Source organism: Paraburkholderia sediminicola, assembly GCF_046026855.1.
Classification (GTDB): Bacteria; Pseudomonadota; Gammaproteobacteria; order Burkholderiales; family Burkholderiaceae; genus Paraburkholderia; species Paraburkholderia sediminicola_A.
Window position 1 is genome coordinate 39,329 of sequence record NZ_JAQQET010000001.1, and the last position, 25,449, is coordinate 64,777.

Here is a 25,449-nt window from a genome sequence, read left to right on the forward strand (position 1 = left end):
GGCCTTGCCTCGTCGCGAGCGATGCAATTGCGGCCGCCTCCTCGATCAACGATACCTATCAACCCCATTGCCAATAATGGCTTCAAGCATATCGTAAAATTCCGATATATGATTCGTCTTGTAGCGATGCAGATGCGTGAGCGCTAACCGGCGCCACGTCTGCCCGTTGTCGATGACTTGAAACTGACTCACATGACGCTCGATATCGACGCGATTCACAAAGCGCTTGCCAACCCTGTTCGGCGGGAGATTCTCGGCTGGCTGCGCGAGCCGTATGCGCATTTCTCCGACCAGGACCTGCCGCTCGACTACGGCGTGTGCGCCGGCAAGATCGACGCGCGCTGCGGCCTGTCGCAGTCCACCGTGTCGGCGCATCTCGCCGCTTTGCAGCGGGCCGGTCTCGTCACGTCGAAGCGGGTTGGTCAATGGGTGTTTTTCAAACGCAACGAGGCCGTCATTCAGGCGTTTATCGAGCACATGAACACCGGGCTCTGAACGCGTCATCCGCATCGCCGCGCTTCTTTCATCATGCAGTTTTTTAAGGCTAGGGCCACGTGCCCGCCACCCAAGGTGAACTCATATGCCGACTCTTTTTGACCCGCTCCAGATTGGCGACATTACGTTGTCAAACCGCATCATCATGGCGCCGCTCACGCGTCAACGCGCTGAAGAAATCCGCGTGCCGAACGCGCTGATGGCGAAGTACTACGCCGAACGCGCCACGGCAGGGTTGATCATCAGCGAAGCCACTTCGGTCACGCCGCAGGGAGTCGGTTACGCCGAAACTCCGGGCATCTGGTCGCAGGAACAGGTCGAAGGCTGGAAGATCGTCACGAACGCCGTGCACGCAGCCGGCGGCAAGATCTTCCTGCAACTGTGGCACGTCGGCCGTATTTCGGACCCGCTGTTCCTGAACGGCGAACTGCCGGTCGCGCCGAGCGCCATCGCAGCCCAAGGTCACGTGAGCCTGGTGCGTCCGGAGCGTCCATACGTGACGCCGCGCGCACTTGAACTCGACGAAATCGCCGGTGTCGTCGACGCATTCCGCAAGGGCGCCGAAAACGCGAAGGCAGCAGGTTTTGACGGTGTGGAAGTACACGGCGCGAACGGTTATCTGCTCGACCAGTTCCTGCAGGACAGCACCAACAAGCGTACCGACGCCTACGGCGGCCCGATCGAAAACCGCGCCCGCCTGCTGCTCGAAATCACGGACGCCTGTATTGACGTCTGGGGTGCGAACCGTGTCGGCGTTCACCTCGCGCCGCGCCGCGACGCGCACGCCATGGGCGATTCGGATCCGGCTACCACCTTCGGTTACGTGGCACGCGAACTCGGCAAGCGCAAGATTGCGTTTATCGCCGCTCGCGAAGCGCTCGGCGACGACCGCCTCGGCCCGCAACTGAAGAAGGCATTCGGCGGCCCGTACATCGCGAATGAAAAGTTCACCAAGGAAACCGCGCAGCACGTGCTCGACGCGGGTGAAGCGGACGCGGTGGCATGGGGTCAATTGTTCATCGCGAATCCGGATCTGGTGCGCCGCTTCGAGACGAACGCACCGCTGAACAAGCCGAATCCGGCGACGTACTATGCACGCGGAGAAACCGGCTACGTGGACTATCCGACGCTGGAAACTGTCGAGTAAGGACTTGAAGCCTGCGGAGCATAAGCCGCCTCGTTAAAGCGGCAAGTTTACCCGTACTACGCGGCAAGAGCACGCGGCGGGTGTGGCCGGAACGTTATCCGGTCACACCCGCCGCACTCTTTTTATGCACCGGACGTTGCGCGCGGCACACATGGCCCGCGCCACATGCAATCCGGGCCCTCGCGCCCGCTGTCATGTCAGATCTCGCCGCATGAACACGCGCTTCGATTCGTCGAGTCCTCGCGCGATATGTGCGGCACGCCGGGCGATCAACACCGCGTCGAGATCGGCCTCCTCGATGTCGCGAAAGCCTAGCCGCCGATAGTACGGCGCATTCCACGGCACCTCGAGAAACGTCGACAGCGTGAGTTGCGTCACCTGTTGCGCAAGCGCGCGTTGCGCGACCTGCTCGATTAGCGCCGCGCCGATGCGTTGCCCGGCATGCGACCTCAACACGTCGACCTCCTGAACGTAGAAGCACGCGGGCTGCGGCTCGAACATTACGAACCCCACACAGCTCGCATCAGCATCCACGGCGACGACGATCTGCTGCGCGTCGATCTTGCGATAGACGAATTCCAGCTCCATCGGCGGTGCATCGGCGATACCGGTCATGCCGACGCTGACAAAGCGCTGGCCTGCCTCGAATTCGATCGTACGGATAGCGTCTGCATCGTGAGGCCCGGCAAGGCGGAATGTGAAGTTGGAAGCGTATTGCATAAGCATTTCGTAGAGATTTTTCAGACGTGGTTCCGAAACGTGGTTCGGCAACGCAGGCTTTAATATTGACATCACCACCGCGAAATAAACAAGTGCCCACGCCGCCACAGGACTAAACTCCTGAACACCTAAATCCCTTTCGAACCAAGATGGATTTCATGCATGTGCTGCAGGTCGCCCTGCACTTCGACCAGCACCTGAGCGGTTTGATCGTGCAATACGGCACGGCCGTCTATGCGATGCTGTTTCTCGTCGTGTTCGTCGAGATCGGCTTCCTGCCGTTATTCTTTTTGCCGGGCGATCCGCTGATTTTCATCTGCGGGGGTCTGGCCGCAACCGGGGCGCTGAATGTGTGGCTCGTGATCCCTGTGCTGTTCGCCGCCACCGTGGCCGGCAGCATTGTCGACTATGCGATCGGCCGCGCGATCGGCGAGAAAGTCTATACCGCCGACTACCGCTGGCTCGACAAGAATGCACTGCGTAAGGCGCACGCGTTTTACGAAGCGCGCGGCGGTCTGACCTTTCTGCTGTCGCCGTTCATTGCCGTCGTGCGTACATTCGCGCCGTTCGTCGCCGGTGTTTCGCGCATGACGTTTACACGTTTCGTGTCATTCGTCACGGCCGGCGCGGGGCTGTGGATCGGGTCGCTGGTAGCGGCAGGCTATCTGTTCGGCAATGTGCCGCTGGTGCGCGATCATATGAGTTCGATCGTGCTGCTGGGTGTCTCACTCGGCGTAGGGTCGCTGCTGGTGAGCGCCGTGTGGCGCTTCGTCAACCGAAGGTTGCGCGCTCATTAAAGCGGGGCAGCGGCCTGCACCTCTGAACGTAGAGACGCCAGCAAAGCCTGCCACCACTCGCCGTGCCGCAACAGAAACACGCGCTCGGGGAAATGGTGGCGCGCCACATGATCCTGCGGCACCGTATCCCAGCCGCGATGCTCGACCGTCACGCGCGTTTCGTCGCCCACCGCTTCGAAACGCACCTCGACATGCGTGTGCTGCGCATCGGTGAAACTGGCCTGATGCCAGCCGAATGCCAGGCGCTCGCCCGGCTCCCAGGCTGTGACTCTGCCAATCTCGAACACACTGCCGTCCGGTTGTGTTTCGACGAGGCGTCCGTGCTCGCCACACTCCGGCGAAGATTCGAACGACAGCATGCCCGCGCCTTGCGGCGTGAACTGAAACAGTCCATTCGGCCGCCACCATCTGCCGATCTCGCGCGCGAACACATCGAACGCGCGCTGCGGTGTTGCCGCAACGCGTAGCGACACCTGCACGCGCGAACTCATTCCTGCTGCTCCAGATGCGCCTTGAACGACAGCAATTGCTCGGACCATAAAGCTTCGGTCTGTTCGAGCCATGCCTTCAGTTCGCTCATTGGCGCCGATCGCAGCACGTAAAGACGCACGCGCGCATCGACACCGTCATGCGATTCTTCGATCAACTCGCTGGAGCGCAGCACACGCAAATGCCGGCTCATGGCCTGCGGCGAAAGACCGGTGGCTTGCGCGAGTTCACCGGCGCGCATCGGCTGCTGGCTGAGCAGATCGACCACCTGACGCCGGTTCGGATCGGCTAGTGCGGCCAACGTGCGGTCGAGCGAGACGCTGGCGGGCAATCCCATCGCTTATACCCAGCCTTCGATTTTCAGTCCGCTCACGCGCTCAGCTTCCTCGCGCGACACTTCGCGAACCGTCTGACCGAAGCTCCAGACGTGCCCTTCCGGATCGCGCGCCGCATAGACGCGGTCGCCGTAAAACTGGTCCTCCGGTTCGCGCGTGATCACGGCGCCCGCGGCGCGCGCGCGGGTGCAATGTTCGTCGATACCCTCGCGCAGCTGCACATGCACCGATTGCGTATTCTTGCCACCGATCGAAGCCGGGCTCGCCGCGTCTTCCGACCATTCGCGGCAGATCATTACGTAGCTGTCGCCGAAGCGCATTTCCGAGTGGCCCAACTGGCCGTCGCTATCCGTGATCACCATCTGACGCTCGAAGCCGAAGGCTTTCTCGAGCCAGTCGAGCGCGGCAAACGGGTCCTTGTAGTACACCGACGCGCCCAGCGAAGGACGATGAAACGGCTCGTTCATGATTGCCTCCTTTTATAAACCTTCCGGTTGATATTTAACATTATAGTTAAACAAATCGGAAGAGCAAGGAGGGATTTTTGTATTCAGACGGCGCTTAGTCAGCTCTTCGCCGCGATGAAATCGCGGATGCCGTCGATATCACGAGGTCGGCAAAGCGCCGCTCGTCGCGATCCGGCTGCCAACGCGGCCGCGCAACCGCGATATTGACCGCACCGACCGCACGCCCCTGCGCATTCGTAATAGCCGCTGCCGTAGAAATATCACTGACGAAGTACTCGTCTTCCGTATGCGCATATCCCTGCTTGCGAATCTGCGCAATGCGCTCCTTGATTTTGCGCGGCTGATAAACGGTAGCCGCCGTGTACGCCACCAGATTCGTGCGGCCAAGAATATCGTCGATCTCGTCGTCGCCGAAGGTCGCGAGAATCGCAAGTCCAGGCGCCGTGCAATAGGCCGGCAAACGCGAGCCGGTAATCACATGCGCATTGAAAACATTGCGGCTGACTATGCGCAGCACGAAGATAATGTCCGTATCGTCGAGAACCGTGAGATTGGTGGCTTCCTCGGTCTCTGACCCAAGTTGCTGCAAATACGGCGTGGCACGGCTGACCAGATCGTTCGAGGTCAGATAGTGATACGTGAAATCGAGCAGCTTGGGCGACAATTCGTACTTGCGGCTATCCGGGTCTTTGAACAGATACCCAAGCGCTGCAAGCGTGAACGTAAAACGCTGTGTAGCGCTCATATCGAAGCCCGTGAGGGCGGCAATCTCCGAAAGCGACAATTGCCGCTTGCTGCCGTCGAACGCCGTGAGCACGGTCATCGCTTTCTCGACCGACTGCACATACAGGGAAGACGCAGTCGGGTCGGCAGCGGCTTGCGTGACGGCGGTCGCGTCACTCTTTTTCTTACGCGGGGGTTTGGACAACGCAGTGGTCACGATAAAAACCTGTTGTTCTAACAGGTAATCATTATCGCATGAAGATAATAGGTTATCTATTGGCGATAGACCTTGTCATGCTGCTACCTTGCTGATTCGGTCCCACGCATCGCTGAGGTCGCGCGGGAGAAGATGTTTTTTTACCCGCTCGCTAGGCGTCAGTTCAAAGTGAGCCACCGCCCGATAGTAACGCGGCAACTGGAAGCTGGCGAGACGTTCCGCAGCCCACGCATGCACCGACTCCCAGTCGACGGCGGCGTCCCTGAACTGCACGTTCAGCAGAATATCCTGCTCACCGATCTCCGAAGCCACGCCGATCGCCGCGCTCGCGAGAATTGAGGGATGCTGGGCAAACACGCGCTCGATCTCCCATGCAGACACGTTCTCGCCACGCACACGCATGCTGTCCGTGCGGCGCCCGACAAAGAACAGGTCGCCGTCGGCGTCCCGGCGTGCACTATCGCCGGTGTGCAGTTTGCCGTTGCGCAACGCCGCTCGCGTAGCCTCGCCATTCTTCAGGTAGGCCGGCAGAAAGGCGCCCTCCACACGGCTCGACAACACAATTTCGCCCGCCTCGCCGTCCGCGACGGCCTGGCCGTTCTCATCGAGCAATTCCACGTCGATCCACGGCAATGCCTTGCCGACCGAACCGGGCTTGCCGTTCGCGTTGAGCGTGGCGAAACTCGAGCACTCCGTCATGCCATAGCACTCGCGCAACCGCACCTGCAAGCGCGATTCAATCGCCGCCCAGGCCGATGCACTCACGCCCGCGCCCCACGCCACGCGAATCGTGTGCGCGGCGGGTTGGGCCTCGGCAGGAAGCTGCATCAGAATATCGAGTACGCCACCGAGATAATGCAATTGCGTCGCGCGCGAGCGGGCGATCTGAGCCCAGAACTGCGTCGCGGAAAAACGCGCCACGACGTCGAGCCCCACCGGCTCCAGAAAAGGCACCAGCAGCATTTGCGCACCGCCGATATGGCACAGCGGCTCCCACAATAACAGCCGGTCACCGGGGTGAATGTCGGCGACCCGAATGGCGGCTTCGCTCGCGATACGCATCATCCGGTGCGTGAAGATGACGCCTTTCGGCGCACCTGTCGTACCGGACGTGTAGATCACGCACAGCGGATCGGATGGTTCGATATGGGGCGCACACAGGCATGCGCTGGTATCGTCGGCGTCGAAGGCCGGGATCTGCACGCGGGATGTCCGGCCGCAATCGATGCCGTCGATCACCTCATCGAATATCGGCTCGGACACAAGCAGTTTCGGTTCCGCGTGGCCAAGGAGGTATTCGAGCCCGGCCCGGCGCAGCCTGGTATTCACCGGCACCCACACCAGCCCGCTGACAATCAGTGCGTAAATGACGTGAATATGCTCGGGGCTGTTGCCGAGCATGACGGCCACGCGGTCGCCGGGCACGAGGCCCTGCCTGACGAACCAGTGTTGCAGGTGGGCGACACGGCGCGCGGTTTCTGCGCGGGTGATCGCACGTTCATTGACATGGATCATGGCGCCGGCGGCTGTATCACGCAGGCCGGCGACGATCAGCGGTGCGCAGTCCAACGCATCCTCTGGATAACGGTGAGCAAAGTATTCTGAATAGCTGTGCATGGAAAAAATAGGAAGACGAAACGGTTAGCGTGTCGTGCGGCGAAGCCGGGACGAAATGAAGACAACCAGCGCGATCAGCACGATCAGCGTCGTGGACACCGCTGCTAGCGTCGGCGTAACGGCAAGCTGGATGTCGTCCCACATCTGTTTGGGCAGCGTGGTGTTAATGCCGCCGCTGACGAAAATCGCGATCGTCAGGTCATCGAACGACACGATGAAGGCGAACAGGAATGCCGCGGTAACGCTTGCCATCAACAGCGGCAGCACGATAGTCGCAATGCGTCTGGCGGGTGAAGCGCCCATCACCCGGGCAGCGTCGTCCAGACGCCAGTCGAATTGCCGGAAGCCCGCTGCGAGCGTCACCACCACATAGGGAATCGCCAGTACCGTGTGGCCGATCACAAGTCCGGCATTGGTGCCCGTCAGCCCGAGAGTCGCAAACAGATACAGCAGCCCCACCGCCACCACGATGCGCGGCACGATCAGCGGAGCCACCAGCAAGGCGAACAGTGGTTTGCTCGCGCGCTGCGACATGCGGGTCAATGCCAGCGTCGCACCGAAGCCCAGCGCGAGCGACAGCACGGCCGTGCCGAGGCCCACTTCGAACGAGCGGATCAGCGCGCTCTGCCATACCGGCGATTGCAAAAACGTGCCGAACCAACGGAGACTGAACAGTCGCGGCGGAAACGCAATGAAGTCGCTACGCGTGAATGCATACGGAATGACCGACAGCACCGGCGCAACCAGGACCGCGAGCACCACGAACGTGTAGATACGCAATGGACCGAAGCCGCTATCGGCGCACGGCGCCGCACCCATACGGCGTCTGACGAGCGGTGCGGCCAGCCTGCCCGCGGCCATCAGCAGCGCAAGTTTTATGCCTTGCGCACGCGAGCCGCGGCGCTTGTCCTGCACCTCGCCCGTCAGCGACGACAGACCAACCATCCGGTCATAGACAAGGAAGATCACGATCGAACACAGCAGCAACACCGTCGACAATGCGCCGGCAAAACGCATGTCGAACAGTTCAAGCACCGACGAGATCACCAGTTGCGCGATCATCGTTTCCTTCGGCGAACCGAGCAATGCGGGCACGATGAAAAAGCCGAGGCTCGAAATGAACACGAGCAAACCGGCCGCCGCGACACCTGGAGAGGAAAGCGGCAGAAACACGGTGAAGAAGCTGGTGCTACGCTCCGCACCGAGCGTTTCGGCGGCTTGCGCGAGACGATCGTCGATGCCGCGCATCACCGGCAACATGGTCATGACCGCGAGCGGCAACATCGCGTGAACCATGCCGATCAACACACCGGTCAGCGACGGAATCGTGCCGCTGGTTTCGCTTACGAGGCCCAGCGCCAGCGCAATGGTCGACAACACGCCTGTCTTCGACAGCAACAGCATCCACGCATAGGTCTTGACGAGGTAGCTGGTCCAGAACGGCAGCATGATCCAGAGTAGCCACCGTTCACGTGCACGGGCCGACAGCCGGCTCAGCAAATACGCAACCGGATAGCCGAGCAGCACGGCAATCGCGGCCGTCATGAATGAGATGGAGAAGGTGATCCACAACACTTTCGCATAGACCGGCGTGCGCGCGATCCGCTCGAACTGGCCGAGGCCGAACGTGCCGTCGGCATTGAAGAGCCCGCCTTGCAGAATCTCGCCGACCGGCACGATGAAGAAGACCAGCAGGAACAACAGCGTCGGAACGATCGGCAGAAAACGGATCGACTGCGCGAGCCATCGGAAGCGGCGTGGGCGCGCCGTGTCGCGCGAAGGCTGAGCCTCGAGAGCAATGGTCATGATTTTTCCCTGGCGTCGGTCAGGCACGCAGCAGCGTGGTGCGATGCGGGTCCCACACCAGACCGACCGTGTCGCCGACACACGGCGACAGGCTGCGTTCGCAACGCACGCTCAGGTGGCTGCCATCGGACAGTGTCAGTTGCACGCGGGTATCGCTGCCAAAGAACACAATGTCGGAGATCGTCCCGTCGAGGAACCCGCTCTTCGGCTCGACCAGACGCGGGGCTTCCGGACGCAGCAGCAGGCAATGTTTTGCGCCCGGGGACCCAGGCGCGCCGGTGCCGGTTTGCGGCAACGGCACGCGAGCTCCGGCGGTCAGCAGAATCGCCTCGCCGCGCGGGCCACGCGCATGATCGACGGCGCCTTCCAACAGATTCGAATGACCGATGAAACTGGCCGCAAAACGCGTGGCTGGCCGGTCGTACAGATCGACGGGTGTACCCACCTGCTCGATACGCGCCTGATTCATCAGGCAGATGCGATCGGAGAGCGTCAACGCTTCGTCCTGGTCGTGCGTCACGTAGACGAAGGTCGCGCCGAGTTCCTTGTGCAAGCGGCGAATCTCGGACTGCATGTGCTCGCGCAATTTCTTGTCGAGCGCACCGAGCGGCTCATCGAGCAGAATCACAGAAGGCCGGTAGGCGAAGCAGCGCGCCAGCGCGACGCGTTGCTGCTGGCCGCCCGACAGCTCTTTCGGGTAGCGCTTCGCGTAATCGTTCATGCGTACCATCGTCAATGCGTCGTCGACGGCCCGCCTGACGTCTTCGCGCGATTTGCGGCGCATCCGCAAGCCGTACGCCACGTTGTCCCATACGCTCATATGCGGAAATAGCGCATAGCTCTGAAATACCATGCCGATGCCACGCTTGCCAGGCTCCACGTGCGTCACGTCGCGGCCATCGATTTCGATGCGCCCTGCCGTCGGCGCGACCAGTCCGGAAATCATCTGCAGGAGCGTGGTCTTGCCGGATCCGGAGGGACCCAGCAAGGTGAGAAATTCGCCGGCCTGCACGGTCAGATCGGTAGGTTGCAGCGCGGCGGTTTCGCCGTAGTTCTTCGCAATCCCGATCGTTTCAAGTTTCGCACTCATCGCGCCGCTCCTCAGGAAATAATCCAGGTGTTGAAGCGCTCGGTCACCTTCTGACGGTTGTCGGCCCACCATTGCGGACTCGGCAGACGCATGTTGCGCAGATTGTCCGGTGCGGTCGGCAGAATGGCGGCGCGAGCAGCCGGGATCGAGTCGAACGCCTTGCGGTTGGTCGGACCGTAAGCGAGCGTGCCGGTGAGCATGGCCTGGCGCTGCGCATCGCCGCAGAAGCGCACAAACTGCCGGGCGAAGTCGGCGCGCGGGGTGCCTTTCGGAATGCCCCACCCTTCGATCGAATAGAGTCCCTGGTTCCACACAATCGCGACCGGCGCGCCGCCGTCGCGCGCGGCCTGGGCACGGCCGTTCCACGCCGAGATCATGTCAACGTCGCCGCTCTGGATCGCCTGCATGGCCTGCGCGCCGGACGTCCACCAGATGTTCACGTACGGCTTGATCCGGTCGAGACTGCGGAAGGCGCGATCGACATCAAGCGGGTAAAGCTTGTCGAGCGGAACCCCGTCGGCCAGCAGCGCCTGCTCGAGCGTGTCCAGCGGACTGCGGCGCAAACAGCGCCGGCCCGGAAAACGTTTGACGTCCCAGAAGTCCGCCCACGATTTCGGACCGTTTTGCCCAAACTTGTCCTGCCGGTACGCGAGCACGGTGGCATAGACGTCGACGCCGAGCCAGTTCGGCGTCACCGCTTCGGCCATTACATTGGGGAAGTCGCTGCCTTTCAAGCCGATCGGCTCGAGAAAACCTTTTGATTCCAGGTACGGAATGTCTGCGGAAAGCGTGAGCGTGGTGACGTCCCAGACATAATTTCTGGTTTGCACCATCGCCGCAAACTGTGCAACCGGTTGGGATTCACGCGCAACGCTCACCACCTTGATGCCGGTGGCTTTTTCGAAAGGGTCGTAAAACGCCTGGCGATACGCGGTGGTATACGGACCGCCGGGATCGGAAACGATGATCTGTTTCGACTGCGCGCCGGCCAGTACCGGAATGGCGCCAGCGAGTGCGGCACCGCCAACGCCTTGCAGAAAGCGGCGCCGGGTCAGGTTGAAGTCTTGCGTCATGCTCAGGTCTCCCGCACAGGATGAAAAGAAACGGTCGCGGTTTGCTTTACTTCGCGCGTTCGCGGAAGAACGCTTCCATCATTCGCGCCGGCTCACCGGAGTCGTAGGCTTCTCGCTGGATACGCGCGCCCGCCTCGATCGCGTCGCGAAAGCTCGGCTCCGTCATCTCGCGGAAACGCTGCTTGTCGAGACGCATCGCGATGGGTGGTTTGGCGGCCAGTTCTGCGGCAATTTCGAGGGCCTTGGCGAACACCTGATCCGCCGGCACGAGGTGATGAATCAGCCCGATGCGGTGACATTCTTCGGCCTCCATCAGACGGCCGGTCAGGGTCAATTCGATGGTGCGGGACATACCGAGCATCCCGTTCATGATCCACGGGCCAGTTGTGCTGGCGATCCCCGCGTTGATCTCCGGCTGCCCCATGCGCACGCCAGGATGGCCGACGCGGATGTCGCCGAGCAATGCGACCTGAAACGCGGAGCCGGCTGCCGTACCGTTCAAGGCCATGACGAGCGGTTTCTTCAGGCCACGCAGAACCGTGTAGTAACGCTCCCACTCCTTGACCCATGCGACCGCGCGTTCGCCATCGAAGTCATGCGCCTCCGACAGATCTTGCCCTGCGGAAAACGCACGGTCGCCCGCCCCTGTCATGACGATCGCGGCAACACCGTCATCCGCGTCGAAACGCTCCAGGGTGCCAATGATCATCTCGCGCATCGCGGTAGTCCACGCATTCAGACGCGCGGGGCGATTCAACGTGATGACGGCGACGCGCCCATGGTTTGAAACAAGGATGTCTTCGTTCATTTGTTATCTCATAGAGATAGTTGATGGTGTATTGCAATATACGTTTACCAAAATACACACGCAAGGTGAAATTGGCCCGGGGTTTACGCGAGGGGCGCGCGCCATTGGTCAGCGCTCGGAGGCGAAATAGATGAGGGGCAAGGGGGAAGAAACTGCCGGGGTCGCTTGGGCCGAGGTGGCCTGACTTACCTGGCGTCAAAACGGCGAACGACCATCAGCGCTCTGTGCAAGCGCCGCCGAATGAACCAGTTTTTGCCGCGAAATACACTGTTGGCGAGCCGGCCCAGTTCTTGTTTGCAAGCCGGCAAAAGACCGCCTGCAACCCTGGGCCAACTTTATTTGCTACGTGGACAAACCGTAGACGGAGAACAAGTCCCGTTTCATCAACAAATTAGCCCGTCATCTCAGACCAGATTTCGTCCATCCGGAACTATCAGCGCCACCGGCAAAAGAGAGCCACGAGCGAGCGAGCGGAGCGGACGCCTGCCGCCCCCGCCCCTAAGCACGCCCTATCTGCGCCAGCGCAACGGACGGCGCAGATGGTGCCGCTCCAGCCGCACTGCGGCGCTCACCGGGACAAACGCGGGCATGCCGTCCATCTGTCCGCCTTCAAGCCGCTCGCGCTCCTCGTCGGCCTCGACCGTTCTGGCCGGATCGATGAAAAGTGCGGCCACGATCCCCACCCCCAGCAAACATGCGGAAATCGTGAACGGCACGTTGTAACTGCCGGTTGTCTCGATCAGATAACCGAACACCACGGGCGAAATCATGCCGGCGACGCCGAAGCCCGTGTTCATCATGCCGCCCGCCGTACCCGCGTAGCGACCGCCGATGTCGAGCGGCAAGGTCCATAACACCGGATTCGTGATCTCGAGAAAGAAGAACGACGCCGACAGGAACACCACCGCCATCAATGGATTGGTCGCGGACACCATCGGCAGCAGGAACGCGAGCGAGCCGCCCATGCCCACCACCAGTACGGCACAGCGCGCAAAGCGCAGTCGGCCGGTGCGCTTGTAAAGCCGGTCCGAGACCACGCCGCCCAGGGTATCGCCAATCACGCCCGCGAGCAGCGGCAACGCCGTGAACAGTGCCAACTGCTTGAGATCGAAGCCGCGTGCTTCCTTCAGGTACGAAGGCAGCCAGGTCAGATAGACCCATAGCAGCCAGCCATAACAGAAGTCGACGAACGTGACGAGCCACATACGGCGCATCAGTTTGCGCCACGGCGTGGCCGCACGCTTGGCGCGTTCGCAGTCGCCGGCACGATAGCCGATCTCCGCGGTTTCCTCGGGCGTCACGCGCCGGTTCTGCTCCGGCGAGTTCGTAAAGACGCAGAGATACAGCACCGTCCACGCGAGACTCGCCACACCGAGCAGAATGAACGCGTCGCGCCAGCCGCCCGCTACCACCACCGCGAGCACGAGCGGTGGCGTCACCGCGCCGCCGAGGCGGGCGAAGCTATGAGTGATGCCTTGAGCGAAACCACGCTCCGCCACCGGCATCCAGTACGTAAATGCACGCGTGGCCGTCGGGAACGCACCGCCCTCGCCGATTCCGAGCGCGAACCTCAGCGCGACGAGCATCGCCACACTGCCGGCGAATCCGGTGGCAAGCGTCGCCGCCCCCCAGATCAGCGACAGCACCGTCAGCACCATCTTCGGTCCGTATTTGTCGGACAGCCAGCCACCGATGACCTGCATGAACGCATACGGATAGGCGAAGGCCGAGAACACGAGGCCGAGCTGGACCGTGGTCAGCCCCATTTCGTGCCGGATGATAGGGCCGGCCACGGCAATATTCACACGGTCGATGTACGAGATGAAATACATCAGACACATGACGGCCAGGATGATGTGGCGTGTCTTCACACGCCGCTTGTGCGTTTGCATGCTGTCTCCGGTCTCTCTTATGTGACGCCAAAGGCGTCTGTAGTCGTTCGATCCGTACGTCGTACTGCGTCGAATTGCTTGCGCGCCGACGCGCGCCCTCCTGACCCTGCCGGCGCGATCCGGCCACGCCGATACGTGCTGCCGTCAGGTGGGCACGAGCTTCAGGCGCTGCACCTTGCCTGAGGGTCCACGAGGCAGTTCCGCGACGAAGCGAAACTCCTTCGGCGTCTTGTAGCGGCCCAGTTCGCGCAGACAGTGCTCATGCAGATCCGCTATGTCGAGCGCGCCCTGCCCGTGCGCCACACGAGGCACAATGAAGGCGACGATCTCCTGCCCGTAAGCGGCATCCGGCACACCTACCGCCGCCGCATCCAGTACACCGGGATGTTTAAGCAGCACTTCATCGATCTCGCGCGGGGCGATGTTTTCGCCACCCTTGATGATCAGTTCCTTCGCGCGGCCATTGATATAGAAGTAACCGTCGCTGTCGCGATAGCCGAGGTCGCCGGTGCGCAGCCAGCCGTCGGCGGTGAAGGCCGCGCGCGTTTCCTCCGCGCGCTTGTAATAGCCGCGCATGACCTGTTCGCCACGCAACACCAGTTCGCCGCACTCGTTGGGCGCGCACTCACGGCCGTCACGATCGATCACCTTCGCTTCACTCCCCGAAGGCAGGCCGATACTGCCGATTCTTCGGCTCTCTGAATCGTACGGATTGCTGAACACGGGTGCGGCGGTTTCGGTCATACCCATCGTCTCGATGATGCCGACGCCAAAGCGCGCCTCGAATGCGCGGTGATGATCGACCGGCAGCGCCGCCGACGCGCTGCGGCAAAACCTCAACGCGGACAGGTCGAACGTGCACGCTTCGTCGTTGTTGAGCAGATAGGCGACGATCGTCGGAACTACGTTGATCCACGTACAACCGTGCCGCGCGACATCGCGCCAGTAAGTGCGAGCGGAAAAACGCGGTGTCATGACGACCGATCCGCCATGAAAGAGCGGTGCAAGCAGCGTCACGACGAGACCGTTGATATGATAAAGCGGCAATGCGGCGAAGACCCGGTCGCTGGTGCCGAGCCGGTGTTCGTGCGAGATGTTGCGAGCATTGGCCAGCAGGTTCCGATGGTCCAGCAGGACGCCTTTCGGTGCACCCGTAGTGCCGGATGTGTACATCAGCAGCGCGACGTCGCTTGCGTCCGGCTCGCCGGTTGGTGACGCTTTGGAATCCCAGGCGGTGACAGGCGGTGCATAGCGCGAATCATTTGCCGATTCCGCCTGCGCGGCAGCCACACCTGCCGTTTCCACCAGCGCGGATTCAACACAAGCCGGCACAGAAGCCAGTACAGACGCAACGGCCGCATTGGGTTCTGTACGAATCAGCGCAACCGTGCGGGTGATGCCTTGCTCACGTAATCCGGCGATCGCACTCGACATAGCCGCGTACGTATCGGCGCAAGCGAAGACCATCCGCGTGTCCGAATGCTCCACGATGTAGCGCAACTGCGACGGCTGGCACAACAGATTGAGTGGGTTCGCGACAAGCCCGCTGTACATGGCAGCAAGCAACAGCCTCGCTGTATGGATACCGTTGCCCATGAAGACCGAAACAACATCGCCGGCCTGCAAGCCTGCTTCGTGAAAGACCGTCTCAAGCGCGCGGCAGTCGTCGCGCAGCGCCGCGAAGGTCAGCGCGTCGGCACGCGCAGCAGAATCACCGCCTTCATCGCAGTCAGGAGCCGTCAGCAGGAACGGCTTGTCGGGATACTGTGCAGCACGCGCATCGATCAGCGCGCGGATCGTATGCGGCGTCTTCATTTGCCATACCTCCCGAAGAAATCCCCGAGTACGTCGTCCAGTTCAGGGACGCGCTCTTCGATTGGGAAGGCCACGCGCGTAATGTTCAGGTAATGATGAAAGTTGAGATTGCTCGAGAAATTGTTGCGACCCCACGTTCCGCATCCCATCGAGAGCGAAAAGGGCAAGCCGTTATCGAAGTTGCCGCCGGTCGCGAGGCAATGTGCCTGATTCACGATTACACGCGCAACCGGCAGCGTCGAACCGAGCTGCACCGCCTGGCCCGAGTCGGTGGAATGCAGGCCGACCGAGTGCCCTGCTCCCATGTAGGCGTAGATACCGCGCACGATGTCGGAAGCGGCATCGAAAGTTTCCGCGCGATAAACGGTCAGCACCGGCGCGAGCTTCTCACCCGAGAACGGGTGGTCGGCACCGAAGCCGGTTTCCTCCACCATCAGAAACGCGGGCTTACAGGCGGCAATGTCGTCGAGGCCCGCCGCCCGTGCAATCGACGCAGCCGAGCGCGCAGTGCAGTGTGCCGACAGCTTGCCGTTCGACCACAGGACGGCCTGCAGTCGCGCCTTTTGCGCGGCGTCAAGCATCACGCCACCGCAGGCGGTCAGTTCCGCCAGCATGTCTGTGTACACCGCGCCTTCGATAACGACGCTGTTTTCCGATGAACAGCTCGTCGCGTTGTCAAACGTTTTCGAACGTGCAATCTTGTGCGCTGCATCGTTCAAATCGACCGACGCGGCGACGATCGAAGCAACGTTCCCCGCGCCCACGCCGAACGCGGGCGTGCCGCTTGCGTAGGCCATCCGCACATTCGCCTGCGACCCGGTCGCGACGACCAGATCGCACTGCCGCATCAGTTCAGCGGTGGCCGCCTTGCTGATCGGTGCAGGCAACATCTGCACGAGGTCGGGCGCGAGTCCGACCTTGGCGAATTGCGCGTGGATAAACTCAATCAGCAGCGCGCACGACGAATAACCTTTGGGAGAAGGCGCCACGATGACGGCATTGCCGCATTTGAGGGCGTTGACGATCTTGTTGATCGGCGTGGCCGCCGGATTGGTAGACGGCGTAATCGCCGCCACCACGCCGACCGCGCGCGCGATCTCAACAATGCCAGTGGCGTCGTTGCGCTCGATCACCCCCGTGGTCTTCTGCCCGCGCAGATCGCGCAACAGCCCGAGTGTCTTACGATAGTTCTTGCGAAACTTGTCGTCCGCGTTGCCGAGACCGGTGTCGCGCACGGCCAGCTCGGCAAGCTGCCGGTTGCGCGCGGGCTCCATGATCGCCCACGCCGCGGCGTCGGCGGCGGCATCGAGCATGTCCTGTCCCGCAAACTCGAATCCGCTTTGCGCGGCGCGCGCACGCGCAACTATCGACGCAACGACGCGTTCGACTTCACTCTGTGTGCTCGCGTGCGTAGCTTCCGCTTCTGTGGCCCTAACATTCATACGGTTCACTCCGGACTGAAAAGATTGGCGTTGGTACCAATCTAGTGAGCCGTGCCTGTTTCGGAGTCCCGTTTTTTGAACTATCCCTTGCGCTGAACCGGCAAGAATCGAAAAGTGCGAAATTCGGGACTTTCCATAGTCCCGAAAACTAAACAGACCGATGCACAATCCAACTTATAACTACGACATTGAGGAGACAGTGTGTCGACTTCGAATCAATCGAATGCGGCGGCCGTGCGTGCATTTCGCGTACTTGAAACGTTGGCCGAGGCAAGCGGCCCGCTTTCGATGACGGATCTCGTCCATGCCCTCGAATTGCCCAAGCAGACGGTGCATCGCATCCTGGTGCAGTTGATGGATGCGTGGCTTGTCACGCGCAGCGCCGGCGACCGGCTCTACGAGTGTTCACCGCGCGTGCGCATGCTGGCGGTCAATGTGCTGATGCATGCCGGCCCGGCCGCTGCCCGGCACGTGCTGCTTGAACAACTGGTGGCCAAAATCGGCGAGACCTGCAATCTGACAATGCTGGCCGGCAACGACGTGGTCTATGTCGACCGGGTGGAAACCGAGTGGCCGCTGCGCATGCACCTGCAACCCGGCTCGCATGTGCCGCTGCACTGCTCGGCGAGCGGCAAGCTGTTGCTCAGCTTTCTTCCGAAGGAACGGCGCGAACGGGTCATCGAAACCTTGCCGCTGCGTGCTTATTCCGAGCGGACAATTACGGATCGTGGCGAATTACGCAAGGAATTGACCGCGACGCGGCGTCGCCAGCTCGCCATCAATAATCAGGAACATTTGCAGGGACTCATCGCAATCGCGGTGCCGGTCATGCTGGATCGCAATCGCGCCTGCGCGGCCATCGCCGTGCAGGCGCCGGTTGGGCGGGTCGCACTCGACGACCTGCTGGCCTTCCTGCCCGATCTGCGTCTGGCTGCCGAGGAGACCGCCAAAACGTTCCGGCAATAGTCCAGGCAAAAAACGAGCGGTGGCCCAGGACGCGGGTCAAAAACAGGTCCGCCATCAGTTCGAACGGGCATTCGCGTTCCCGTGAGGCAGCGCTGGTCCGCATTCCGAAAAACGGGATGATCGCCGCTTAAATCGCGCTCTTAAACCACCATAAACCCGCGAAAACCGCTGTCAACAAAGGCCCGCGTTACAATGATGCCGATCCATTTTCCGGAACGGCACACATGACTAAAGTGGATACTCCTACCCTGCGCGCGTTCGCCCTGCTGGAACATCTCGTGCGCGCCGAAGGGCCGGTGTCGCTTGCCGACATTGCCCAGGACGTCGACCTGCCGAAGGCTTCGCTGCACCGCATGCTGGCTTCGCTCGAAGCGGGTGGTCTCGTGATCCGCGAGCCGGGACAGAAAAACGCTTACGTGATCGGCCCGCGCCTCGCGCAACTCGGGCTTGGCGTCATGATGCACTCGGGTGCCCGCCGGTTGCGGCATGCGATCCTGGCCCACCTGGTCGCCGATCTCGGCGAGACCTGCAACCTCACGATGCTGCACGAAACCGAGGTGCTGTATCTCGACAGGCTCGAAGCGCCCTGGCCGTTGCGGCTCGATCTCAAGCCCGGCTCGCACGTGCCGGCGCATTGCAGCGCGAGCGGCAAACTGCTGCTGGCCATGCTGCCGCGCGAACAACGCGCCGCCCTCGTCCGCACGCTGAAACTCGAACGCTTCACGCCGAATACCATCACCGATCCTGAGCTGCTCGAAGCGGAACTCGACCGCACCGCGCACAAGCGCATCGCCATCGACAACGAGGAATTTGTCGCCGGCATTGCGTGCGTGGCCGCGCCGGTGATGGATGAGAGCAACACGTGTATCGCGGCGATCGCCGTTCACGCGCCGGTCTCGCGTGCGCCGCTGTCGCGCGCCCTCGAGTTCGTACCGCGCCTGCAGGAAGCCGCTCGGCAACTCGCCAAAACCTTCTAGCGCGCTTTGGCGGTCGCTTGTGCCGTCGCTTGCGGCACCGCTTCTGCTAGCGCTTGTGCCGTCGCTTGCGGCGTTGCTTAGTCCGCCGCCTAATCCATGGGCTGCTGCGCGCGCACGAGCTCCGCGAGCAGGCGCACGCCCTCATCGATCTTTTCGAGCTTGATGGCCGAAAAGCCCATCCGGAAGCAGTGGTTCTGCTCCAGTCCGGTCATAAAGAAGACCCGACCCAGTTCGATCAGAATGCCGTGCGCCTGCGCATCCGCGGCGAGGCGTGTCGCATCGAGCCACGGTGGCCCCTCGACCCAGCACGACGCGCCGCCCCCCACCGGCAAATAGCGCGCTTCGGGAAGATGTGTGTCGAGCGCAGCCATCAACGCCTGCGCGCGCTCCCGATAGGCGTGGGCGAGCCGCCGCAGCAGTGCATCGTGGTGCCCGAGCGCCAGAAAAGTGGCGAACGCGCGCTGAATATACGCTGCGGGGTGGCGCACCATCAGGCGCCGCAGTGCACGCAGTTCGCGGACCAGTTCTCGCGGCCCGACGATATAACCCAGCCGCAGCCCAGGCGCAAAGGTCTTCGACAGACTGCCGATATAGATCACCCGGTCCGCGGTATCGAGGCTCTTCAACGCCGGGTGCGGTGTGCCTGAGAAGTTGTTTTCGCTCTCGTAGTCGTCTTCGATCAGGACGAAGTCATGGGCCTGCGCCTGTTCCAGCAGCGCATGACGCCGCTCGATCGGCATGGTGGCCGTGGTCGGGCACTGGTGGCTGGGCGTTACGTAGACGTAATCGCATTGCGCGAGCAGATCGGCGTCCTCGACGGGGCGCACACCGCCGCCATCGACAGGCAGCGGCTGCAGCCGCGCATTGCGGTTCTCGAAGATATTGCGGGCATCCGGATAACCGGGGTTTTCAAAGCCGATCGTGGTCCGCTCGCTCGCCAGCAGGTCCGCGATCAGATAGAGCGCCTGCTGGCAACCGATCGTCACGACGATTTCGTCCGGCATGGCGAATACACCGCGCCGCGGCAGCACGCGTGTGCGGATCTGCTGGATCAGCGTATCGTCGTCGCGCTCGATCAGGTCCGGCGCCCAGTTGCGAATCTCCATGACCGACAGCGCTTTCATGCAGCATTCGCGCCAGTCGTTAGTCGGAAACAGCGACTGATCAAACTGTCCGTAGATAAAGGGGTATTCGTAGCTCAGCCAGTTACCCGGCTTGACGATGTTGCGTTGCGACGAGGGCCGTCTTCTGACCCGCTGGTCCCAGTCCGGCCGCGCGAGTGCTTCGTTGGCGGCCTGCGTCGGAACTGTTTGCAGCGGCGAAAATGCGTGCCGCCCTTCGAGGATGGCCGGATTGACGAAATGCCCGCTGCGCTCGCGTGAGATCAGATAGCCCTCCTCCACCAACTGCTGATAAGAGAGCACGACCGTATTGCGGGCGACGCTCAACTGGTCGGCCAGCTCGCGGCTCGATGGCAACGCGTGATGCGGCAGTAGCTGGCCGTCCAGAATCGCGGCCACCAGCATCTGGCGAATCTGGCCCTGGAGGCTCATATTCGACTCGGGTGACCGCTGGAATCGCTGGCTCCAAAGAGCCACCGAGGTGCGACTTGCCATGCTTTCTCCTGATTGTTGTAGGCGGAGCCCGCCCGCACAAAGGCGGACACCGGCATTGTGGACGCGCAAAAAAACGCCTGCTAGCCGCCCCGGGGCGGTTGCCGGCGAGACCGGCGCGACAGCCCACTCTGGTGCAGCGGTGTGGACTCAACGATCAGCCACGTCTGGCCCTAACCCGCATTATTTTTTACTGACGATACTCGCATCACCCCATTGTCGGCGATTGGGACAAGCCCCCGTCGGCGGGCGTTGGATTCACCTGTACTCGCGTACCCACAAGGCCATTCTGGAGACCTACAATGAAAAGCGACAAACAACCGAAGTTGTCCCGCTGGTTCGGCGCTTTGACACGCCGCGTGACGGTGGCGGCGTTCGCCGCGCTCGCCTGCATGGTGGCGCAACCCGGCTACGCGCAGGACAAGGAGGTCACGATAGCCTATCAGCAGATCGTCGACCCATGGGTCGTTGCGATCGCCAACGGCTCGATCGAGAAAGAAACGGGCTACAAGATCAACTGGCGGCAATTCGAATCCGGCGCGAAAGTCGCGACCGCCATGGCCTCGGGCGACGTGAAGGTCGGCGTGATCGGCTCGAGCCCACTTGCCGCGGCGGTCAGCCAGGGTCTCGATCTGCAGCTCTTCTGGATTCTGGACAACATCAACCAGGCCGAAGCCATGGTGGTGCGCAATGGCTCCGGCATCACCAAACCGTCCGATCTGAAGGGTAAAACAATCGGCGTGCCGTTCGTCTCGACCACGCACTATCACACCATGTTCGCGCTGCAGCATTGGGGCATCAATCCGTCGGAAGTGAATATCCTCAACATGCAGCCGAACCAGCTGGTCGCGGCGTGGGAGCGCGGGGATATCGATGCCGCCTATGTCTGGGATCCGGCGCTTGCGCAATTGAAGAAGAGCGGCAAGGTCCTGATTACCTCCGGCGACCTGTCGAAGCTCGGCAAACCGACATTCGACGGAATCGCCGTCGACCGCCAATGGGGCGAGGCGCATAAGGACTTCATGGCAAAACTCGTGAAAGCCATTTCCGACGCGGACGAACAGTACCGCAAGAATACGGCGCAATGGAATGCCACCTCGCCGCAGGCCGCAGCCATCGCAAAGATGATCGGCGGCTCGGCGGCGGATGTGCCCGAGTCGCTCTCGCTTTATGCGTTCCCGACGATCCAGGAGCAGGCCTCATCGCAATGGCTGGGCGGCGGCAGCGCGGGCCGCGCGACCTTCGCACTGAAGGACACGGCGAACTTCCTGAAGGATCAGAAACAGATCAGCGCGGTGTTGCCCGATTACTCGAAGTTCGTGACCCCGGCATACGCCGAAGCGGCAATGAAACTCAAATGACGTAGGCCGGTTCCGTCGAATCAGGAGGCAACATGGAAAGCATGAGAGTCAAGAATGTGAGCGTGGTCTTTCCAGGGCGCAAGCCGGGCCAGACGGTGCACGCGCTCGACAACATCAATCTGACGGTCAACTCCGGCGACTTCGTCGTCGCGCTCGGTGCCTCAGGTTGTGGCAAGACCACCTTGCTCTCGCTTATGGCGGGCTTCATTGCACCGACCAGCGGCGAGTTGCTGCTCGGCGGCACACCGATCGCGGGACCGGGTTCGGACCGTGGCGTCGTGTTCCAGAAGCACGCCCTGTTGCCGTGGCTCAACGTGATCGACAATGCCGAGTTCGGCCTGAAGCTTCAGGGCGTGCGCAAAGCGCAGCGGCGCGAGATCGCCGCGCGCAATCTGGCGCTGGTCGGCTTGCAGGACTTTCACAAACACATGATCTATCAGCTCTCTGGCGGAATGCAGCAGCGTGTCGGCATTGCCCGTGCGCTGACCTGCGACCCCGCCATGCTGCTAATGGACGAGCCGATGGCCGCGCTCGATGCGCTGACCCGCGAAACGATTCAGGAACTGCTGCTCGACGTCTGGACCAAGACCAGCAAGATGTTCTTCTTCATCACGCACAGCGTAGAAGAAGCGCTCTTTCTGGCCAGCCACCTGATCGTGATGTCGCCGCGCCCGGGGCGCATCACTCACACTTACGAACTGGATTTCAATCGACGCTTTCTCGAAACTCGCGACGCGCGCGCCATCAAATCGAGTCCCGATTTCATCGAAATGCGCGAACGCGTGCTCAGCATCATTTACGGCGACGAGAAAATGCACAACGCCGAAGCCGAGGTGACACATGTTTAGTTCAAAACGGGCTCATGCCCTGGCGCACGGCCAGCAGACCTCGCTCGGATCCGACACGCCGATGGAGCCACCGCGCACACCCGGTCGACGTCCACGCATTCTCGCCAAGAAACCCGCAAGGCCAGGCGACACATTCGGCGTGCCTGGCCAGGGCAGCAGCGTCGTCACGAGCCTCGTGACGGTCGCCCTATTCATCGGGCTGTGGTTTGTCGCGACGAACCTGCACTGGATCAAACCGCTCTTTCTACCGTCGCCACAGGCGGTGTATGCAAAGTTCGTGTTTGTCGCCACGGAAGGTTTCGCCAATTCCACGCTCGCGCAGCACGCCGGCATCAGCTTGCTGCGCGTGTTCGGCGCCTTCGCGCTCGCCTGCGTGACCGCGATTCCAATCGGCGTGATGATGGGCGTCTCGCGCTTTGCACGTGGGATATTCGATCCGCCCATCGAGTTCTATCGGCCGCTTCCGCCGCTCGCCTATTTGCCGCTCATCATCATCTGGTTCGGCATTGGTGAATTCTCCAAAGTCTTTCTCATCTACCTCGCGATCTTCGCACCGCTCGCCATCGCCGCGCGCTCCGGCGTGCGTTCCGTGTCGATCGAGCAGATTCATGCGGCCTATTCGATGGGCGCCTCGCGCACGCAGGTCGTGTTGTATGTGATTCTGAAATCCGCGCTGCCGGAGATTTTTACGGGTATGCGGATCGGCATCGGCGTCGGCTGGACGACACTGGTCGCCGCGGAAATGGTGGCCTCGACGAGTGGCCTCGGCTTCATGGTGCTCAACGCGGCAGAGTTCCTCGCCAGTGACGTGGTGATCATGGGCATTATCGTCATTGGTTTCTTTGCCCTGTGCTTTGACCTGCTGATGCGCCACCTCGAGCGCGTGCTGGTGCCGTGGAAAGGCCGGGTGTGATCCGGCGAGTGCGATCGTTTCAGCGCGGCCCATAGTGCCGCCATAGTGACCCACGAGTGCCCCATAGCGGCCCGGTAGCGGCCGCTTGCGCCTCATGGCACCGTGCGCAGCGCCCCACGCCGGCGTGGACTCAGCGATTGGCGGCGGCTGGTACTACTCCGATGGCCGTGCCCTCCGCAATACTTCAGCTACCCGTTATCGCTGGAGTGCAGCATGAATTCGATTGCGAAAGTCTGGCCATCGCCGCAGGTTCGTCATGAAGCGCTGCGTATCGGCGGGGAAGAAGTCCGGCGCGCGGAGATCATCGAAGTCTTCAATCCCTATACCGGCGAACTGGTCGGCACGGTGCCCAAGGCAACACTTGCCGACGTGCGGCACGCCTTCGCCTGGGCACACCAGTATCGGGCCCGGCTCACGCGTTACGAGCGCTCACAGATCCTGCTGCGCGCGGCGGACATGGTCCGTCGGCGTACTGAAGAAATCGCCGGTCTGATTACCGCCGAATCCGGCCTGTGCAAGAAGGATTCGCTGTACGAAGCGGGCCGCGTCGCAGACGTGATGACGTTCGGCGCCAGCGAAGCGCTGAAGGACGACGGCCAGGTGTTTTCCTGCGATCTCACGCCGCACGGCAAGAAGCGCCGCGTCTACACGCAGCGCGATCCGTTGCTCGGTGTCATCTCCGCGATCACTCCGTTCAACCATCCGATGAATCAGGTCGCGCACAAGATCGTGCCCTCCATTGCGACCAACAACCGCATCGTCGTCAAACCCTCTGAAAAGGTACCGCTGTCCACCTTCCTGCTCGCGGACATCTTCTACGCAGCCGGCCTGCCGCAAGAAATGCTGCAGGTCATCACCGGCGACCCGAAAGACATCGCCGACGAACTGATCACGAACCAGCACGTCGATCTGATCACCTTCACGGGCGGCGTACAGATCGGCAAAACTATCGCCAGCAAGATGGGCTATCGGCGCGCGGTGCTCGAACTCGGCGGCAACGATCCGATCATCGTGATGGAAGACGCCGATCTGGAAGAAGCCAGCACGCTCGCGGTCTCCGGGTCTTACAAGAACTCCGGTCAGCGTTGTACCGCGATCAAGCGAATTCTGGTGCACGAGGCGGTGGCCGACCGTTTCGTCGAACTGCTCGTGGAGAAGACCCGGGCCATACGTTATGGAGACCCCGCCGATCCGGCGACCGACATGGGCACCGTCATCGACGAAGCGGCGGCGAAATTCTTCGAAGCACAGGTGAACGATGCGGTCAGCCGCGGCGCGACCTTGCTGCTCGGCAATCTCCGCGACGGCGCCCTCTATTCACCGACGGTTCTCGATCATGTGAGACCGGACATGCCGCTCGTCAAATACGAAACCTTCGGCCCCGTGTCGCCGGTGATCCGCTTTCGCGATATCGACGACGCGATCCGGATTTCCAATTCGACTGACTACGGACTCTCGTCTTCGGTCTGCACGAATCGCCTCGACTACATCACGCGCTTTATCGCCGAACTGCAGGTAGGCAGTGTGAACGTGCGTGAGGTACCCGGGTACCGGCTCGAGTTGACGCCATTCGGCGGCATCAAGGATTCGGGTCTCGGCTACAAGGAAGGCGTCCAGGAAGCGATGAAAAGCTTCACCAATGTGAAGACCTATTCACTGCCGTGGGATTGAGCCGCTCTCCCCGCATTCCATCCAGCATCGCATTCATCAATTTTCGAGACAATTTGCACCGTTTATTTCGCATCACCTATTGACCACCTCAGGTGCATGCTCTACATTTTATAAAACAACTTTTCGGAACGATTTGTTCCATTTTCACTAAACATCGGAGACAGCCC

23 protein-coding genes are annotated in these 25,449 nt (G+C 61.7%); 9 read left to right on the plus strand and 14 right to left on the minus strand.

Annotated features, from left to right (window positions below; all coding sequences use genetic code 11):
• The first annotated feature begins 192 nt into the window (after positions 1 to 192).
• Positions 193 to 495: an ArsR/SmtB family transcription factor gene (locus PQR40_RS00195; RefSeq protein ID WP_325044586.1), complete on the plus strand. Its 303-nt coding sequence runs from the start codon at positions 193 to 195 to the stop codon at positions 493 to 495.
• Between the two features lie 85 nt (positions 496 to 580).
• On the plus strand, positions 581 to 1,642 hold the full coding sequence (locus PQR40_RS00200) for an alkene reductase (protein WP_408235597.1): 1,062 nt from the start codon (positions 581 to 583) through the stop codon (positions 1,640 to 1,642).
• A gap of 192 nt (positions 1,643 to 1,834) precedes the next feature.
• On the opposite strand, the gene PQR40_RS00205 is transcribed toward PQR40_RS00200, so the two are convergent.
• Positions 1,835 to 2,362, minus strand: a complete 528-nt coding sequence (locus tag PQR40_RS00205) for a GNAT family N-acetyltransferase (protein WP_408508162.1) — start codon at positions 2,360 to 2,362, stop codon at positions 1,835 to 1,837.
• 149 nt (positions 2,363 to 2,511) lie between these two features.
• Between PQR40_RS00205 and PQR40_RS00210 the strand changes: the two genes are divergently transcribed.
• The gene (locus PQR40_RS00210; RefSeq protein ID WP_408508163.1) at positions 2,512 to 3,159 is read left to right on the plus strand and encodes a VTT domain-containing protein; all 648 of its coding nucleotides are present in this window, start codon (positions 2,512 to 2,514) and stop codon (positions 3,157 to 3,159) included.
• On the opposite strand, the gene PQR40_RS00215 is transcribed toward PQR40_RS00210, so the two are convergent.
• The 12 genes from PQR40_RS00215 to sauS form a co-directional block, all read right to left on the minus strand.
• The gene (locus PQR40_RS00215; RefSeq protein WP_408235606.1) at positions 3,156 to 3,650 is read right to left on the minus strand and encodes an SRPBCC family protein; all 495 of its coding nucleotides are present in this window, start codon (positions 3,648 to 3,650) and stop codon (positions 3,156 to 3,158) included. The two genes, PQR40_RS00210 and PQR40_RS00215, sit on opposite strands and share 4 nt — an antisense overlap.
• Positions 3,647 to 3,985: an ArsR/SmtB family transcription factor gene (locus PQR40_RS00220; protein WP_054039157.1), complete on the minus strand. Its 339-nt coding sequence runs from the start codon at positions 3,983 to 3,985 to the stop codon at positions 3,647 to 3,649. The genes PQR40_RS00215 and PQR40_RS00220 overlap by 4 nt, the downstream gene beginning before the upstream one ends.
• Positions 3,986 to 3,988: 3 nt before the next feature.
• Positions 3,989 to 4,450, minus strand: coding sequence for a VOC family protein (locus tag PQR40_RS00225; protein ID WP_408508164.1), 462 nt, complete (start codon positions 4,448 to 4,450; stop codon positions 3,989 to 3,991).
• 94 nt (positions 4,451 to 4,544) lie between these two features.
• Entirely contained in the window at positions 4,545 to 5,378 is an 834-nt protein-coding gene (locus PQR40_RS00230; protein WP_408235838.1) for an IclR family transcriptional regulator, read from the minus strand.
• A gap of 87 nt (positions 5,379 to 5,465) precedes the next feature.
• Positions 5,466 to 7,007, minus strand: coding sequence for an AMP-binding protein (locus PQR40_RS00235; protein ID WP_408508165.1), 1,542 nt, complete (start codon positions 7,005 to 7,007; stop codon positions 5,466 to 5,468).
• Positions 7,008 to 7,031: 24 nt separating this feature from the next.
• Positions 7,032 to 8,813: an ABC transporter permease subunit gene (locus PQR40_RS00240; protein WP_408235618.1), complete on the minus strand. Its 1,782-nt coding sequence runs from the start codon at positions 8,811 to 8,813 to the stop codon at positions 7,032 to 7,034.
• Positions 8,814 to 8,832: 19 nt separating this feature from the next.
• Positions 8,833 to 9,903 (minus strand): ABC transporter ATP-binding protein, encoded by a 1,071-nt coding sequence (locus tag PQR40_RS00245; protein ID WP_408235621.1) that lies wholly within the window; start codon positions 9,901 to 9,903, stop codon positions 8,833 to 8,835.
• An 11-nt stretch (positions 9,904 to 9,914) separates the two neighbouring features.
• Complete coding sequence (locus PQR40_RS00250; protein WP_408235624.1) at positions 9,915 to 10,976, minus strand: ABC transporter substrate-binding protein; 1,062 nt, start codon at positions 10,974 to 10,976, stop codon at positions 9,915 to 9,917.
• Between the two features lie 46 nt (positions 10,977 to 11,022).
• Positions 11,023 to 11,784, minus strand: coding sequence for an enoyl-CoA hydratase/isomerase family protein (locus PQR40_RS00255; protein WP_408235627.1), 762 nt, complete (start codon positions 11,782 to 11,784; stop codon positions 11,023 to 11,025).
• A 509-nt stretch (positions 11,785 to 12,293) separates the two neighbouring features.
• Positions 12,294 to 13,676: an MFS transporter gene (locus PQR40_RS00260; protein ID WP_408338460.1), complete on the minus strand. Its 1,383-nt coding sequence runs from the start codon at positions 13,674 to 13,676 to the stop codon at positions 12,294 to 12,296.
• 144 nt (positions 13,677 to 13,820) lie between these two features.
• Positions 13,821 to 15,491 carry an AMP-binding protein gene (locus PQR40_RS00265; RefSeq protein WP_408338462.1) on the minus strand — a complete coding sequence of 557 codons (1,671 nt, stop codon included), beginning with the start codon at positions 15,489 to 15,491 and terminating at the stop codon, positions 13,821 to 13,823.
• The gene (sauS, locus tag PQR40_RS00270) at positions 15,488 to 16,933 is read right to left on the minus strand and encodes an acylating sulfoacetaldehyde dehydrogenase (protein WP_408508166.1); all 1,446 of its coding nucleotides are present in this window, start codon (positions 16,931 to 16,933) and stop codon (positions 15,488 to 15,490) included. The genes PQR40_RS00265 and sauS overlap by 4 nt, the downstream gene beginning before the upstream one ends.
• Positions 16,934 to 17,134: 201 nt before the next feature.
• On the opposite strand from sauS, the gene PQR40_RS00275 reads away from it, so the two are divergent.
• Together PQR40_RS00275 and PQR40_RS00280 are read left to right on the plus strand one after the other, a co-directional pair.
• Complete coding sequence (locus tag PQR40_RS00275; RefSeq protein WP_408235639.1) at positions 17,135 to 17,899, plus strand: IclR family transcriptional regulator; 765 nt, start codon at positions 17,135 to 17,137, stop codon at positions 17,897 to 17,899.
• Between the two features lie 224 nt (positions 17,900 to 18,123).
• Positions 18,124 to 18,876, plus strand: a complete 753-nt coding sequence (locus tag PQR40_RS00280) for an IclR family transcriptional regulator (protein ID WP_408235642.1) — start codon at positions 18,124 to 18,126, stop codon at positions 18,874 to 18,876.
• Positions 18,877 to 18,965: 89 nt separating this feature from the next.
• Here PQR40_RS00280 and pdxR read toward each other — a convergent pair whose 3' ends face one another.
• On the minus strand, positions 18,966 to 20,492 hold the full coding sequence (gene pdxR / locus PQR40_RS00285; RefSeq protein WP_408508167.1) for a MocR-like pyridoxine biosynthesis transcription factor PdxR: 1,527 nt from the start codon (positions 20,490 to 20,492) through the stop codon (positions 18,966 to 18,968).
• Positions 20,493 to 20,791: 299 nt separating this feature from the next.
• On the opposite strand from pdxR, the gene tauA reads away from it, so the two are divergent.
• The 4 genes from tauA to phnY all read left to right on the plus strand — a co-directional run bounded on the left by tauA (position 20,792) and on the right by phnY (position 25,282).
• Positions 20,792 to 21,850: a taurine ABC transporter substrate-binding protein gene (gene tauA, locus PQR40_RS00290; protein WP_408508168.1), complete on the plus strand. Its 1,059-nt coding sequence runs from the start codon at positions 20,792 to 20,794 to the stop codon at positions 21,848 to 21,850.
• A 32-nt stretch (positions 21,851 to 21,882) separates the two neighbouring features.
• Positions 21,883 to 22,698 carry a taurine ABC transporter ATP-binding protein gene (locus PQR40_RS00295; RefSeq protein WP_408508169.1) on the plus strand — a complete coding sequence of 272 codons (816 nt, stop codon included), beginning with the start codon at positions 21,883 to 21,885 and terminating at the stop codon, positions 22,696 to 22,698.
• On the plus strand, positions 22,691 to 23,611 hold the full coding sequence (locus PQR40_RS00300; protein ID WP_408338470.1) for an ABC transporter permease subunit: 921 nt from the start codon (positions 22,691 to 22,693) through the stop codon (positions 23,609 to 23,611). The genes PQR40_RS00295 and PQR40_RS00300 overlap by 8 nt, the downstream gene beginning before the upstream one ends.
• A gap of 213 nt (positions 23,612 to 23,824) precedes the next feature.
• Positions 23,825 to 25,282, plus strand: a complete 1,458-nt coding sequence (gene phnY, locus PQR40_RS00305) for a phosphonoacetaldehyde dehydrogenase (protein ID WP_408508170.1) — start codon at positions 23,825 to 23,827, stop codon at positions 25,280 to 25,282.
• The last annotated feature ends 167 nt before the right edge of the window (positions 25,283 to 25,449 follow it).

Coding starts and splice junctions, on each gene's coding strand:
- PQR40_RS00195 (WP_325044586.1), top strand. CDS start 193: ATGACGCTCGATATCGACGCGATTCACAAAGCGCTTGCCAACCCTGTT.
- PQR40_RS00280 (WP_408235642.1), top strand. CDS start 18,124: ATGACTAAAGTGGATACTCCTACCCTGCGCGCGTTCGCCCTGCTGGAA.
- PQR40_RS00240 (WP_408235618.1), bottom strand. CDS start 8,813: ATGACCATTGCTCTCGAGGCTCAGCCTTCGCGCGACACGGCGCGCCCA.
- PQR40_RS00255 (WP_408235627.1), bottom strand. CDS start 11,784: ATGAACGAAGACATCCTTGTTTCAAACCATGGGCGCGTCGCCGTCATC.
- PQR40_RS00295 (WP_408508169.1), top strand. CDS start 21,883: ATGGAAAGCATGAGAGTCAAGAATGTGAGCGTGGTCTTTCCAGGGCGC.
- PQR40_RS00225 (WP_408508164.1), bottom strand. CDS start 4,450: ATGAACGAGCCGTTTCATCGTCCTTCGCTGGGCGCGTCGGTGTACTAC.
- PQR40_RS00250 (WP_408235624.1), bottom strand. CDS start 10,976: ATGACGCAAGACTTCAACCTGACCCGGCGCCGCTTTCTGCAAGGCGTT.
- PQR40_RS00300 (WP_408338470.1), top strand. CDS start 22,691: ATGTTTAGTTCAAAACGGGCTCATGCCCTGGCGCACGGCCAGCAGACC.
- PQR40_RS00260 (WP_408338460.1), bottom strand. CDS start 13,676: ATGCAAACGCACAAGCGGCGTGTGAAGACACGCCACATCATCCTGGCC.
- PQR40_RS00245 (WP_408235621.1), bottom strand. CDS start 9,903: ATGAGTGCGAAACTTGAAACGATCGGGATTGCGAAGAACTACGGCGAA.
- PQR40_RS00220 (WP_054039157.1), bottom strand. CDS start 3,985: ATGGGATTGCCCGCCAGCGTCTCGCTCGACCGCACGTTGGCCGCACTA.
- tauA (WP_408508168.1), top strand. CDS start 20,792: ATGAAAAGCGACAAACAACCGAAGTTGTCCCGCTGGTTCGGCGCTTTG.
- sauS (WP_408508166.1), bottom strand. CDS start 16,933: ATGAATGTTAGGGCCACAGAAGCGGAAGCTACGCACGCGAGCACACAG.
- phnY (WP_408508170.1), top strand. CDS start 23,825: ATGAATTCGATTGCGAAAGTCTGGCCATCGCCGCAGGTTCGTCATGAA.
- PQR40_RS00205 (WP_408508162.1), bottom strand. CDS start 2,362: ATGCAATACGCTTCCAACTTCACATTCCGCCTTGCCGGGCCTCACGAT.
- PQR40_RS00215 (WP_408235606.1), bottom strand. CDS start 3,650: ATGAGTTCGCGCGTGCAGGTGTCGCTACGCGTTGCGGCAACACCGCAG.
- PQR40_RS00265 (WP_408338462.1), bottom strand. CDS start 15,491: ATGAAGACGCCGCATACGATCCGCGCGCTGATCGATGCGCGTGCTGCA.
- pdxR (WP_408508167.1), bottom strand. CDS start 20,492: ATGGCAAGTCGCACCTCGGTGGCTCTTTGGAGCCAGCGATTCCAGCGG.
- PQR40_RS00200 (WP_408235597.1), top strand. CDS start 581: ATGCCGACTCTTTTTGACCCGCTCCAGATTGGCGACATTACGTTGTCA.
- PQR40_RS00235 (WP_408508165.1), bottom strand. CDS start 7,007: ATGCACAGCTATTCAGAATACTTTGCTCACCGTTATCCAGAGGATGCG.
- PQR40_RS00210 (WP_408508163.1), top strand. CDS start 2,512: ATGGATTTCATGCATGTGCTGCAGGTCGCCCTGCACTTCGACCAGCAC.